The organism is Candidatus Epulonipiscium viviparus (assembly GCF_000171335.1).
Taxonomy (GTDB): domain Bacteria; phylum Bacillota; class Clostridia; order Lachnospirales; family Cellulosilyticaceae; genus Epulonipiscioides; species Epulonipiscioides viviparus.
The window spans coordinates 1-14,980 of sequence record NZ_ABEQ01000082.3; the positions used below are offsets into that span (position 1 = coordinate 1).

At 41.9% G+C, this 14,980-nt stretch carries 9 protein-coding genes and 1 pseudogene; 4 read left to right on the forward strand and 6 right to left on the reverse strand.

Features of this window, described 5'->3' with window-relative positions:
* Window positions 1–606, reverse strand: a pseudogene (locus EPU_RS10385) (extracellular solute-binding protein); the annotation flags it as partial.
* A gap of 275 nt (window positions 607–881) precedes the next feature.
* Between EPU_RS10385 and EPU_RS10390 the strand changes: the two are divergent.
* From EPU_RS10390 to EPU_RS10405, 4 genes are read left to right on the forward strand one after another with little or no spacing between them, the layout of a single operon-like run.
* Entirely contained in the window at window positions 882–3,770 is a 2,889-nt protein-coding gene (locus tag EPU_RS10390) for an anti-phage-associated DUF1156 domain-containing protein (protein ID WP_029488373.1), read from the forward strand.
* A gap of 24 nt (window positions 3,771–3,794) precedes the next feature.
* Complete coding sequence (locus tag EPU_RS12365) at window positions 3,795–4,271, forward strand: DUF3780 domain-containing protein (protein WP_044150173.1); 477 nt, start codon at window positions 3,795–3,797, stop codon at window positions 4,269–4,271.
* A gap of 31 nt (window positions 4,272–4,302) precedes the next feature.
* On the forward strand, window positions 4,303–7,179 hold the full coding sequence (locus tag EPU_RS10400) for an anti-phage-associated DUF1156 domain-containing protein (protein WP_052296513.1): 2,877 nt from the start codon (window positions 4,303–4,305) through the stop codon (window positions 7,177–7,179).
* 9 nt (window positions 7,180–7,188) lie between these two features.
* Window positions 7,189–10,230, forward strand: coding sequence for a DUF499 domain-containing protein (locus EPU_RS10405; RefSeq protein WP_242650855.1), 3,042 nt, complete (start codon window positions 7,189–7,191; stop codon window positions 10,228–10,230).
* 51 nt (window positions 10,231–10,281) lie between these two features.
* On the opposite strand, the gene EPU_RS10410 is transcribed toward EPU_RS10405, so the two are convergent.
* From EPU_RS10410 to EPU_RS10430, 5 genes are all read right to left on the reverse strand, one after another.
* A complete protein-coding gene (locus EPU_RS10410; RefSeq protein WP_010169146.1) occupies window positions 10,282–10,986 on the reverse strand; it encodes an ABC transporter ATP-binding protein in 705 nt (234 codons plus the stop codon).
* A gap of 12 nt (window positions 10,987–10,998) precedes the next feature.
* Window positions 10,999–11,751, reverse strand: a complete 753-nt coding sequence (locus EPU_RS10415) for an ABC transporter ATP-binding protein (RefSeq protein WP_010169148.1) — start codon at window positions 11,749–11,751, stop codon at window positions 10,999–11,001.
* Window positions 11,752–12,765 (reverse strand): branched-chain amino acid ABC transporter permease, encoded by a 1,014-nt coding sequence (locus EPU_RS10420; RefSeq protein ID WP_044150167.1) that lies wholly within the window; start codon window positions 12,763–12,765, stop codon window positions 11,752–11,754.
* A gap of 12 nt (window positions 12,766–12,777) precedes the next feature.
* The gene (locus EPU_RS10425; protein ID WP_010169151.1) at window positions 12,778–13,680 is read right to left on the reverse strand and encodes a branched-chain amino acid ABC transporter permease; all 903 of its coding nucleotides are present in this window, start codon (window positions 13,678–13,680) and stop codon (window positions 12,778–12,780) included.
* Between the two features lie 109 nt (window positions 13,681–13,789).
* Window positions 13,790–14,980: ABC transporter substrate-binding protein (locus EPU_RS10430; protein ID WP_207634962.1), on the reverse strand; the 1,191-nt coding region annotated here is incomplete at its 5' end.

Genomic DNA, 14,980 nt, shown 5'->3' on the forward strand with positions numbered 1-14,980 from the left:
AAATTCTTCGGTAGTTTTAGGTACTTCTAAGCCCAGGTTATCGAGCCAGACATGGTTTATCCACATCTTGTTGCTATATTCGGTGCCTTTGGTTTTGCCTATGCGAGGGATTGAATACATATTTCCGTCATCGGATGTAAATGCGTCTTTGATTAGCGGATTTTCATCTAAAGCCTTTTTGATGTTAGGTGCGTACTGATCGATCAAATCGTTTAGAGGAATGAATAGGCCTTGCTGCCCATATAGTAGTAATTCGGAAGGACCGTAGAATGCTGATAATATGGCATCAGTGTACTCTCCGCTAATCATCATGACGTTAAGCTTTTGTCGAAAATCTGCCTGTACTGAATTGGTAAACTCCAAGTCCACTCCGGTTAAGTCCTCTAAATATCGAGTAAATAAGTTTTTGTCTGAATTATATGATGTGACAGAAGGTCGCAATGCTGCAAAGAGTGTGAACGAATCTGTTTCGCCCTCTTTAACAAGGGGGTATGTTCCGACTTCTGTGTAGATATCTCCTTTTGCAGCTTTTTCATCATCTGCAGTTGATCCGCAACCAGCAAGTAGTCCTGCTAGCAATAAGATGGCTAAATTTTTGATTTTCATGGTTATGTACCTCCAAATAAAATATTTTGAATGAATAATGATATTATAACATAAAAATTTAGAGATTGCATCACGAGTAAGAAAAATGTGGAGCCTTATCGCATACAGGACAAGTAGTATAATTGAGCAGCAAGAGTAATATACTGTTAGTTAAGGAGAGGATTGAATAAAAAATGTAGATGTCGATTGCATTTTGGTGTCGCAATCGGATAAAAATAAGATGTGATTACGAATTGTGTAAAGCAAGTCGATATATTTAAGGGAGATGATCTATTATGAATACAGCATTTATTGAAACTCAGTTTCCTGTAAGCAAAATTAGTAAGGAGAGCTACAAGGAACGCAAGGCCGGAAAGAGTCAGACGTTAACTGGGCTGGGAAAGTGGTGGGGCAGAAAACCGCTAGTACTTGTGCGGGCAACGATCATAGGGTGCCTGATGCCAGCATCGGATGATTTAAAAGCTGATATGGAGATTTTCTTGAAGATTATGACTATGGATGATGACAGTTTGCTAGCGCGAAAGGAAAAGGCTATTCCGATAAAGGCGCTATATGCTATGGCGCGAGAGAATTCTGCATTTGCGGAAAATATAGATGCGTGGTTTAGAGCCGAGGGGGAAGCGGTAAAAATTCAGATTGGTCAAGATAGAAAAGCAATTGAAGCCGCCGTGTTTGCGACGCTCTCGTATGATGAAAAATTAAAATATTGTAGTAGGCCAGAGCATCTAAAAAATATAAGGGAAGAAAGCTGGAGAGAAATCAATAAACATCTTGGCACATCGGCAACATCTATAGCTGAGTTGGTGGAGCAATTATCTGTGGCAAAATATGGGCGTGTTGCTAAGATTGGCGATTGCTTTGCAGGAGGGGGGAGCATTCCGTTCGAGGCTGCAAGAGTAGGCGCAGAGGCGTATGCTGCAGATCTAAACCCTGTGGCAGCGATGCTGAATTGGGCAAATTTTAACATTTTGGGTGCATCAGACGCGGAAGTTGCCCAGATCAAAGCATTTCAGAAGCAGGTGTATGACGACGTTGTTGCAGAAACAGAAAGGCTGGGAATTGATCGGAACGAGCATGGGGAGAGAGCATTGAACTATCTGTATTGCGTTGAGACTGTGTGTCCAGAGTGTGGAGTGAAAGTTCCATTGTCAACATCATGGATTATAGGAAATAATATTACTAGGACTGTAGCGCAACTAAAATTGAGAGAGGATAATACATACGATATTGAAATCAAAATGAACGCGACAAAAGAGGAGATGGCAACGGCCAAAGTAGGGACACTGGTGAAGTCGAAGCTTGCATGTCCGGCATGTAAAAAAATGACGCCGATCTCAACTATTAGAGGGGACAAAACTGTTGATGGCAAGGCGGTTTATGGATTGCGCAAGTGGGAGAAAGCCGAGTTTGAATTTGCCGAAGGAGATGTATATAGCGAGCGGCTCTATGCTATCCAATATGAAATAGCGAATGTACAAGCAGGTAGAAAATCGAAGAGATATTACGCATCACCGAGTGGGCGTGCGATGGCAAATGAAGCGAGAGTACGCTCGATTGTTGCAGAGAATATAGTAAATTGGCAGATAATGGGAATAATACCAAGCGGGGCAATTATCGAGGGATGTAAAACTAATGAAATAATAAGAACCCGTGGTTGGGCATATTGGCATCAACTGTTTAATCCGCGGCAGCTGTTGATGTTGTCTATGCTAATTAAAAAAGTGAGCGATGAGACAGATACAAACAACAAGATAGCAGGAGTGTTGGGGATAAATAAAGTGTTGGATTATAATTCGCGATTATGCATATGGAATGCCGCAAAAGAGCATGTTGCATTTACATTTTACAATCAGGCATATAACACGCTGATGAACTTTGCAACGCGCGGTGTCGAAACAATAATGTCGAGCTGGAACTATGATATTAATAATTGTAAGTTGAGYGGAAAGAGTGATGTGGAGTTAATAGAGGGCAGAGCGGTCAAAAAACGTTGTGATATATGGATAACAGATCCTCCGTATGCAGATGCGGTAAGCTACCATGAGTTGTCTGAATTTTTCTTGGCCTGGAGCAAGCACCTGATCAAAGCAACATTTCCGGAGTGGTATACAGATGCAAAACGAATATACGCCATAAAGGGCAACGAGGATTTTGCAGAAGATATGATCGAGATTTATACTAATCTGACACAGCATATGAGCGACGATGGCTTGCAGGTGGTGATGTTTACGCACTCAGACCCCGCAGTGTGGGCACAGTTAGCATTGATTATGTGGAAGGCAGGGCTTCGGGTGACTGCWGCTTGGAATATAGCAACGGAGACAGAGTCTGGGGGGCTAAAAGTTGGCAACTATATAAAGGGTACAGTAATTTTGATATTGCGAAAGCAACAGGAGTRCAACGACGCGTTTCTAGATGAGATCGAACTGGATATCAAAAAAGAAGTGAAGAGGCAGATAGAGTTAATGCAAACGATCGATCAGAAGGATGCCCCRAACTTTGCAGATCCAGATTATGTATTGGCAGCGTACGCGGCGGCGATCAGAGTATTGACTTCCTATGTAGAGATCAGCGATCTGGATTTAACTGCAGAGCTCGACATAGCGATAGCRTCTCCRGCCAAGAGCGAGATTGTACAAATTRTAAATAAGGCCAAGACGATTGCGTACGAGTATATTCGCCCAGCAGGGTTTGATAAGCATCAGTGGAACAATTTATCATCTGCAGAACGATTTTGTATTATGGGGTTAGTGGGTGAGATGAAAAATGATTATCATCTGAGTATGTACCAAGAGTTTGCTAAAGGCTTTGTAATGGAAGATTATGGGAAATTRTTAATATGTCCGGCGGCGAATGAGACAAGATTGATGACCCCAGTGGAGATGGGGAACCGCATTATGCAAGCTGAGTTTGAGGCAACATTRCTTAGAATCGTATTTCGGGCAATAAATATGGGCATCGAAGAAGGTGAAAATCCGCAGATGGCATTGCTATATATAAAAGAGAAGGTGGGAGAAAGCTATAGCAAAAAAAGAGGTTTGATCAAAGAATTGTTGAAGTTTCTAGGAAGTGTAAATAGTRTTAATAACATGACTAAGCATTGGAAAGCGAGTGCGGACATGGCAAATCTAATAGCAATGATGATTGAAGATGRGTTGGCTTAATATATATCGAAGGAGGAAKCAGTGATGGGATTTGGATTTGATGCGAAAGAGAGTGAAAATCATTTTTATTTGGTGGGGGACAAAAAGATTGTAGAAGTATATGAGAGATTTCGATGGAACGAAAATGAGCAAAAGATTTCGAAACAAGATGTACTGAAAGTGAGGATCTCGAGAAAAAAATGGTCTAGAGTTTCAATGGCAATAACACAAACTTTTAATATGCAACTAAAAGCAGAAGGCAAGAAAGGYGCGAGGTTTTTAGTGGCTGGCACTGCTATTGAGCGTCTATACGGCAAAGAGTTGGTATTGCTATTATGGGCAATAGAAAATGTGGATGCTGCAGAAGAGATCGCGACAGCAGTAAATAATTGGAATGGGTTGACGGTGGAGGAGAGATGGTGGCTGTACACTATGACTAATGCTACAGCGGGGAAGGTTGATGATAACACAGGGTGGCGAGTAGCGTTGAAGTATGCTTTCTGCGATATAGCAGTAGCATGATGCTCGGATAATTCGGATAAGGAGAAACATGATGAAGAGGACATTTATTGAAACTCAGTTTCCTGTAAGCAAAATTAGCAAGGAGAGCTACAAGGAACGCAAGGCCGGCAAGGGTCAGACGCTAACTGGGCTGGGAAAGTGGTGGGGTAGAAAACCGCTAGTACTTGTGCGGGCAACAATTATAGGGTGCCTGATGCCAGCATCGGATGATTTAAAAGCTGATATGGAGATTTTTTTGAAGATTATGAGTATGGATGATGACAGTTTGCTAGCGCGAAAGGAGAAAACTATTCCGATAAAGGCGCTATATGCTATGGCGCGAGAGAATTCTGCATTTGCGGAAAATATAGATGCGTGGTTTAGAGTCGAGGGGGAAGCGGTAAAAATTCAGATTGGTCAAGATAGAAAAGCAATTGAAGCCACCGTGTTTGCGACGCTCTCGTATGATGAAAAATTAAAATATTGCAGTAGGCCAGAGCATCTAAAAAATATAAGTGAAGAAAGCTGGAGCGCAATCAATAAACATCTCGGCACATCGGCAACATCTATAGCTGAGTTGGTGGAGCAATTGTCTGTCGCAAAGTATGGGCGTGTTGCTAARATTGGCGATTGCTTTGCAGGAGGGGGGAGCATTCCGTTCGAGGCTGCAAGAGTAGGTGCAGATTCGTATGCTGCAGATCTAAACCCTGTGGCAGCGATGCTGAATTGGGCAAATTTTAACATTTTGGGCGCATCAGATGCGGAAGTTACCCAGATCAAAGCGTTTCAGAAGCAGGTGTATGACGACGTTGTTGCAGAAACAGAAAGGCTGGGAATTGATCGCAACGAGCATGGGGATAGAGCATTGAACTATTTGTATTGCATCGAGACTGTGTGTCCAGAGTGTGGAGTGAAAGTTCCGTTGTCAGCATCATGGATTATAGGAAATAATATTACTAGGACTGTAGCGCAACTAAAATTGAGAGAGGATAATACATACGATATTGAAATCAAAATGAACGCGACAAAAGATGAGATGGCTGCGGCAAAAATAGGGACGCTGGTGAAGTCGAAGCTTGTGTGTCCGGCATGTAAAAAAATTACGCCGATTACAACTATCAGAGGGGACAAAACTATTGACGGGCGGGCGATTTATAAGTTGCGTAAATGGGAGAAAGACGAGTTTGAATTTGCCGAAGGAGATGTGTATAGCGAGCGGCTCTATGCTATTAAATATGAAGCAAAAGATAGCCATAGATACTATAGCGCACCGAGCGTGAGAGCGATGGAGAATGAAGCCAGGGTGCGAGATATTGTTGTCGCAAAGCTGTGTGAATGGCAAAATAAGGGAATAATACCGAGTAGTAAAATCGAAGCTGGTGGAAATACAAGCCAATTGCAGCTAGAGCGTGGTTGGACATATTGGCATCAGTTGTTTAATCCGCGGCAATTACTGACGCTAGCAATGCTAGTAAAAAGGATTAGTGAGGAAAAAGAAACGAACAAAAAAGTTGCGGGGTTGCTGGGCATCAACAAGGTAATAAATTGGAACTCGCGCTTGTGTATATGGAATTTTAACGCCGAAAAAATGGAGCAAACTTTCTATAACCAAGCGTATAATACTCTAGTAAACTTTGGAACTCGCAGTGTGAGTGCGTTATCAAGAATATGGAACTATGATATCAATAAGCAGGTATTGAACACAAAGCATCAGGTGAAGTTGGAAGAAGCAAGAGCGTTGAGAGAATTTTGTGATATATGGATAACAGACCCTCCTTATGCAGATGCGGTGCGCTATCATGAGCTATCAGAAATTTTTTTGGCGTGGGACAAGCATTTGATTAAAGAAGTATTTCCGCAATGGTATGCGGACTCAAAGCGAGTATATGCCGTGAAAGGCGATGAAAGTTTTGCAGAAGAGATGACCGAGATTTATGCCAATCTGACGCAGCATATGAGCGACGATGGCCTACAGGTGGTGATGTTTACGCACTCGGATCCAGTAGTGTGGGCGCAGTTGGCGTTGATTATGTGGAAGGCGGGGCTTCAGGTGACTGCTGCCTGGAATATAGCAACGGAGACAGAGTCCGGAGGGTTAAAAGGCGGCAATTATATAAAGGGGACAGTAATTTTGGTATTGCGAAAGCAACAGGAAAACAGCGAGGTGTTTTTAGATGAGATCGAATTTGATATTAAGCAAGAGGTAAAAAGGCAGAGCGAGCTAATGCAAGAGGTTGACAATAAAGATGCTCTCAACTTTGCAGAGCCAGATTATGTGTTGGCAGCGTACGCGGCGGCGCTCAGAGTATTGACTTCTTATTCAGATATCAGCGATCTGGATTTAACTGCAGAACTCGATATAGCGATAAAATCTCCAGCCAAAAGTGAGATCGTAAAAATTATAGAGAGAGCAAAAACGCTCGCATATGAATATATCCGTCCGGCAAAGTTTGAAAAGCATCAGTGGAGGGAGCTTTCATCTGCAGAACAATTTTATATTAAAGGTTTGGATGGTGAAATGAAGGGCGTTTATCAGTTAAGTATGTATCAAGAATTTACGAAAGGCTTTAAAATGGAAAATCATGGAAAGTTGATGGCAACATTAATAGAGAATAAAGCGAGGTTGATGACCCCGGTGGAGATGGGAGAACGCATTATGCCGAGCGAGTTTGAGGCAACATCACTTCGGAGCGTATTTCGGGCAATAAATATGGGCATCGAAGAAGGAGATGATCCGCAGCTAGCAGTAAAATATATGAAAGATAAATTGGGAGATGACTATGAAAAAAAGAGAGGCATGATTATAGCAACATTGGGATTTGTAGCAAGTGCGAGAAGCATTAACAAAATGAGTACGCATTGGAAAGCAAGCGCGGACATGGCAGATCTAATTGCTTCGCTAATAGGAGATGAATTAACTGCACGATAAGGAGATGATATGATGAAATCGGTTAAAAGTTTATTGGTGCCAAGGAGCTCGGTTTTTAAGAATACAACTAGGGAAGATGTTTTGAACTTAACGGATTTTGCAGAAGGAAAAATTGATGCGACGGCCTTTTTTGAGGAGAACTTTCAGACCGCTGGAATGAGCGCACTATTCGAGGCCGCATTTAGTCGGTTTAGAGGAGAGTCGGAAACGGGCGTGATAAAGCTGACACAAGCAATGGGTGGAGGTAAGACGCATTCGATGTTAGCATTGGCTTTGCTAGCGGAGAACGCAGAGTTGAGAAGAGGCGTTATTGCAGTAGATGATGTTGGAGAGATCAAGGTTGTGACATTTTCTGGTCGAGAGAATGCGCCGCGAGGGTTGTGGGGACACCTAGCACAGCAGTTAGGGAAAATGGAAACGTTTGGTAAATATTATGCGCCACTGCAAGCACCGGGGGAATCCGATTGGATAAAGCTATTAGCAGGTGAGAGAATTTTGATTTTGCTAGATGAACTACCGCCGTATCTGGAGAATGCCAAGGCAATTGCAATAGGAAATTCAGATTTGGCAAAGGTAACGGTAACGGCACTGGCTAACTTGTTTTCGGCATTGGGTAAAGAGCAGCTGGCTAATGTATGCCTAGTATTTTCAGATTTGCGTGCGGCATATGAATCGGGAAGTCAGCTGCTAAGGTCTAGCTTTAGGGAGCTGGAAGCGGAAGCAAATCGAGTGGCAAAAGAAGTGACTCCCGTTGCTTTAAACAGCGATGAAATTTATTCAATTTTACATACGAAGCTGTTTGAGAATGCTGCAGGAGAGGAGGAGATCAAGGATATTGCAACAGCGTATAAGAAAGCGGTGGCGAAGTCGGTAAAGCTGGGGTTAACAAACTATAATCCAGATGCTGTATTTGCAGGAGTAAAAGACTCGTATCCATTTCACCCATCCATTAAGCCGCTGTATGCAAGATTTAAGGAGAATCCAAACTTTCAGCAAACGAGGGGGCTCATCAGATTTATGCGTTTGGTGGTGAGGCAGTTTTATGAATCTGGTGCGGCGGAGAAAAGATATTTGATTAACGTATTTGATTTTAATTTGAATGAGCAGAAAATTTTGAGCCAGATTTATGAAATCAACCCATCTTTGGATGCGCCCATTAATCATGACATAGCTCAGAATGGCAAGGCAATTGCAGAGATAGTGGATAGCCAATGCGAAGGTGATGCGGCGCAGGAGGTTGCAAAGTTGCTGTTGGTATCGTCATTATCGGCAACACACAACGGCTTGCTGGGCTTATCAAAGTCTGAGATCGTGGGATATTTGAGTAGTCCAGAAGCAAATATCGAGCGTATCAAAGATGCATTGGGGCAACTGAATCAAAAATGTTGGTATCTAAAAACTGATAATGTAGGAAGAGTGTATTTTCAGAACACCAAAAATATGGTGGCGCAGCTAAACGAATTGGCGCAGGGATATTCTGATGAAGATGCGCGCGGGAAGTTGCGCAAGATGCTTAGGGAGATATTTAAGCCTGTGGTGGGGAAATATTATGACCGAGTGTATGTATTTCCGGAGATATCAGACATTAAACTGGATGAAAATAAAGTAGCATTGGTGATATATGAGCCATACAAGAGACTGCATCCGACGCTGGAAAAATTTTATGAACAGGTGCAGAGAAAAAACCGAGTGCTATTTTTGTCGGGACAACGCAACATGCTAGAAAAGTTACATGAGAATGCAAAGATGGTTCTAGCAATAGAGTCTATTTATGGAAACTTAAAGGAGGAAGGGAATACGCAGCTTAAGGAAGCGGAGATCATGAAGGATAGGCAGATGCAAAACTTGATTTCAACGATTCGGGAGCTGTTTGTAACGCTATATTTTCCAACCAAAAATGGCATTGATTCGAAAGATTTTAGGCTAGAATTTACAAAGATGAAGTATAATGGCGAGGAGCAAATTGCCAAATGTTTGCTAGATGCAAGAAAGTATGAGGAAGTGGAAGAGCAGGGATTAGAAATATTGCGTAAAAAATGTGAGCAACGTATATTTATAGCAAAGACGATGACGTTAAAACAACTGAAGGAGCGTGCGGCAACGGAGCCGTCGTGGCAATGGTATCCGGCGGGGCAACTAGAGAAGCTGCTAAAAGCCTGTATTGCCAAAGATGCGTGGCGCGAGAAAGATGGCTACATTATAAAAGGGCCGTTTGTAGATCCAACAGAAGTAAAGGTGGAGCAAGTAAATTACGATGAGAAAAGTAATAAATTTAGGCTAAAAGTTATGGGCATAGGAGGAGAAGTCTATTATGCAAAGAGCGGCGCATTGGCTGAGACAAAATTGTTAGAAGAAGAGTTGGAAACTTCAGAATGTAGATTAAATTTTAGATGCGTAGACCCAACCGGAAAGCGTGCAGAAGGAGAAATGGTAAAATTTGTGGGCAAGGTGCCAATAGCGGGAGAGCAATATGAAGATGAAGGAACGCAGATATTTAGAATTGTGGCGCATCCGGAATATGCAGTAAAATATACAATTGATGGAAGTAACCCGAAGGAGAATGGCGAGCTGTATGCAGAACCGATAGAAGTCGCAAAAGGATGCCGTGAAATTTTGGTGGCAGTATTTTTGGATAAGACGCTAGTGGAGGAGCGCAGATTTGAGGTGATAGAAGTGGTTGACGGAGTGAGGGCAGTAAATAAGAAAGAGCGACTGATATATATGAGGCAAAAGCAATGGCGCAATACTGCGACGACATATAAAGACTTCGAAGAGCTAGAGCGATTTGCTAAAATACGGGGAGCCACTATAGCGATATCAGATAAAACGATGAGTGTAAATTTATCGATGAAAGAAACCGATGAGCCGGCAAAGATATTGCAGCTGATTAATGATATAAGAGAAACCGTATTTAAGGAGAGAGATGTCGAGATAATATCTGCGTATCAGGCGCTGGAATTTAAGACTGGAAAGTTGTTTTTGGACTGGGCAAAGAAAAATAAATTGGAGGTAGAAGATCTGAGAAAAGATGGGGAAATTATACAGCAATAAGAAATAACGTTGATAAGTAGCATAGGCGAGCGAACCTATGCTATTTTAATATTAACCGCCAAGATATGCTTTCTTAACGTTTTCATCTTTTAGTAGATCAGCTCCGGTACCAGATAAAACAATTTTTCCGGTTTCTAATACATATGCTCTATGTGCAATTTGAAGCGCCTTATTTGCATTTTGCTCGACTAGCAAGATTGTGGTGCCGTTTTGGTTAATGACTTGAATAATGTGAAATATTTCCTGAACGAGCACGGGAGCAAGACCCATAGAAGGCTCATCCATAATCATAAGGGAGGGCCGAGACATGAGGGCTCTTGCCATAGCAAGCATCTGCTGTTCACCACCGCTCATAGTTCCGGCAAGTTGTTTTCGTCGTTCGCGAAGCCTAGGGAATTGGTCAAACAGTTTCTCTTTGTCATCTGCGATTTGTAGCTTATCTTTAACGATGTAAGCGCCGAGCTCGAGATTTTCTTCAACTGTCATCTTGGCAAAGACTCGCCTGCCTTCTGGAACATGCGCCAACCCCAGCGGCAGTAGCGTATTAGATGGTTTGTGCATTATATCTTTGTCTGCAAATAAAATTTTACCAGATCGAGGCGTAACCATTCCACTGACTGCTTGCAAAATGGTGGTTTTTCCAGAGCCATTTGCGCCAATTAGCGTTACGATCTCGCCTTTTCCTACTGAAAACGAAACGTCTCTGAGGGCATGAATATTGTCATAGTACACATTTAGATTCTCTACTTTTAGCATAGTGTTGGCCTCCTATTCTCCAAGATAAGCAGCGATCACACGGGGGTTTTGGCTAACTTCACTTGGAGTTCCTTCTGCTATTATTTTGCCGTATTCTATGACAACAAGCCGCTCGCATATTGCCATAACCAGCCGCATATCATGCTCTATTAATAAAATTGTGATGTTAAACTTATCGCGAATTAGCTTAATGGTTTCCATAAGTTCATCGGTTTCGATTGGGTTCATTCCTGCAGCAGGCTCGTCGAGAAGCAATATTTTTGGGTTGCCAGCAAGCGCTCTAGCAATCTCCAGCTTTCGTTGCTTTCCATATGGCAAATTGTTGCTCATTTCATTGGCATCACCGTCTAAGTCAAATATTTTCAGTAAATTCATAGCCTCTCTGTGGAGCCACTTTTCCTGTCTTCGATATTTTAGGGTGTTAAAAATTCGGTCTGTGATGTTATAGGTTAAGCGATTGTTGAATGCGACCTTTACATTTTCGATAACGGTCATAGTTTTGAACAATCTGATATTCTGAAAAGTGCGAGTGATGCCTTTTCTTACAATTTGATATGGTTTGAGTTTGTTAAGCAGCTCGCCATCTAGTTTAATTGTGCCTTCTGTGGGAGTGTATACGCCAGTTAAAAGATTAAAGACAGTAGTTTTGCCAGCACCGTTGGGGCCGATTAGCCCCACAAGTTCGCCTTCGTTTAGAGTCAAGTCAAATTCATCCACAGGCTTAATTCCACCAAAATTTACACTAATTTTTGATACTTCTAACATTTAATTCGCCTCCTCTCCAATTGCCGCACGCGGTTTAATAAATTTATTTTTTATACTGGTAAAAGTGATATTCTTTGCTTTACAAATCATCATAATAATAAGGACCAAAGAGTAGATGATCATTCGGTATTCTGTAAAGGAACGTAATAATTCGTTGAGAACACCTAATATGATTGCGGCAATGATGGTGCCAAACAGATTGCCCATTCCTCCAAGAACAACGATAATTAGTACTTCGATAGATTGCATAAAGCCGAAACTGACTGGGTTGAGAACGGTGTGATAGTGGGCATATAATCCACCTGCAATGCCGGCAAAAAACGCTGCAATGGAGAATGCAAGAGTTTTATAGAAAAATGTGGAAATTCCAACACAGTCAGTTGCTATTTCGTTATCGCGTATTGCGACGATAGCGCGGCCTGTTCTTGATGTAATAATTTTGTAGAGAATYACAATAACAATGGCAGTAATGAAAAATGCAACAGTAAAATTACTATAATGCGGAATACCAGAAAGGCCACGYGCGCCGTTGGTGATTTCYAAATTGTTTAAGATGATTCTGATAATTTCTCCGAATCCCAAAGTGATGATGCCGAGATAATCTCCGCGAAGCCTAAGTGCGGGGATGCCGATAATAATACCGATTGCYGACGCGAGGATACCGCCAGCGAGTAGAGCGATGGGAAATTCGATGACTGCAGGAAGATTGAGTTGCATGGTTATTATGGCRGCAGTATAGGCTCCGACAGCCATAAACCCCGCATGTCCTAAAACAAGCTCGCCGAGATATCCCGTTACCAATGCTAAAGAGACGCCCATGATTACGTTTATGAGTATTGAAACAATGATTCCACTTATATAATTATCAATTAATCCTGTTGCCATACCTATTATCAAAACAAAATATATAGCAAAAATTGCTATCGTTGCATAGATCAGACGCTGAGTGATCTTGTTTTTGCTTTGAATCCATTCTGAGTTTATAAATTTGGGAATTGCGATTTTCTTTTTCATGATGGCAACCTCCTACACTTTCTCTTTAATATTTTTGCCCAAAATTCCAGAAGGTTTTATAAGCAAAACAAGAATGAGTATACTAAATAGAATAGCATCTGCCCACAACGTGGCACCCGGCCAAAAGGCAGACAAAAATCCTTTGGTTAAACTTTCTATAAGGCCCAATAGAAAYCCGCCGAGCATAGCGCCGGGAATAATTCCAATTCCTCCCAAAACTGCTGCAATAAAGGCCTTAAGACCTGGCATCATTCCCATTAGAGGTTTGATTTGAGGATACGCAATAGCAAAAAGTACTCCGCCAATTGCGGCAAGTGCAGAGCCAATAACAAACGCTGTAGAGATAGTTTTGTTGACGCTAATGCCCATCAAAGCCGCGGCGTCGGCATCTTCAGAAGAGGCACGCATGGCCTTGCCGAGGCGAGTGGTTTTGATAAATCTTTCGAGAGCTATCATAAGTACAACTGATAATGCTAGTGAAATAAGCATCAACTGGCTAAACTGTAGGTTGCCAATTGTGATCAGCTTGGATGGAGGAGCTGGGAATGGTTTTGGATTGGCACCAAATAGAACCATGACAGCGGATTCAAGAAAAAAGCTTACACCGATAGCTGTAATTAGTGCCCACATTCGAGGAGCTTTTCGAAGAGGTTTGTATGCCACTTTTTCGATAGTCATACCGAGTAATGAACAAAAAATAACTGCAACAATTAGAGCAACGACAATATTCATATTAAAAGCTGTCATCATTACAAAAGCGACGTACGCGCCAACCATCATTATGTCGCCATGGGCAAAGTTTATCAGCTTAACTATTCCGTATACCATTGTATATCCTAGAGCAATTAACGCATAAATGCTTCCTACATGAAGTCCATTGATAATCTGCTGTATAAATAAAGTTCCATAGTCCATTATTTCACATCCTTTTTTGCGTATATAAAAAAGACATGGCAGCATACCATGTCCAAAAATTAAATCAGTGTGCTGCAATTCATTTAATTAAGAAAGTTTGCAGTTGAGATTAGTTTGTTGTAGGGTTAAATTTTTCGAGAAGCTTATTTTGGCCGTCTACGATTTTGATAACAGTAACAGATTTTTGAGGGTTGCGATTCTCATCAAAAGTAATGTGTCCGGTGACAGCTTCGATATCGATATTTTGTATAGCATTCACAACTGCAGAACTGTCGGTAGTCTCAGCTCGAGCAAAACCTTCTAGCAATATGCAAGCCGCATCRTATCCGAGGGCAGCGAAAGCGTTAGGAGTTGTGCCGTATTCTTCTGTATAGTTGGCTATAAAATCTTGGACAATTGGAGAGTCGTCTTCTGTGGTATAGTGATTGATAAAGTAGCTGCCATTGATAGGTTCTGCGTTAGTGCCGACCATAGCAGTAACGCCGTCCCAACCATCTCCGCCAAGGAATGTGCCGCTGATGCCGATTTCTCTTGCTTGTGGTGCAATCTTGGCAACAGCTTCGTAATAGTCTGGAATTAGTATAACATCTGGATTTGCATTAGCAACAGGAGCGAGGATTGACTTGAAATCTACATCTGCCGCAGTGTAGTTAACTTGAGCTACAACATCAATACCTAATGCTTCAACTTGTTCGATAAATGCTTCTGCGATGCCGACGGAATAGTCGCTTTCGTTGTTTATCATAACGGCAGCAGTTTTGGCATTAAGCGAGGTATCGGCAAAGTTTGCGAGAATTTCGCCTTGTGTTGGATCGATGTAGCAAGCGCGAAAAATATTTGGAGCAATGGATGTGATTTCTTTCTTAGTTGCAGAAGGACTGATCATTGGAATGCCATCTKCTTTTGCTAGGTTAGCAATAGTTTCTGTAGTTCCAGAAATATCAGCYCCGATAAAACCAATTACATCTTTGCTATCGGACAATTTTTTATATGCACTAGCCGCATCAGTTTGTACACCTTTGTTATCTTCGAATATGTATTCAATTTGTTTGCCAAGAACTCCGCCAGCTTCGTTGTATTCTTTAATTGCGAGTATGGCACCTTTATTAGCGGGGATGCCATATTGAGCTGTTGCTCCGGTAACGTCGAAGCTTCCGCCGATTTTAATTGTATTGGCACCAGATTCGTCTCCGCCACAAGCAACAAGCATGGAACTGCCCAATCCTAGAAGTATTATTGTTTTGAGTATTTTGTTAATTTTCATGTTATCTCCTTTCGAAGTAGTTAACAATAGATAATA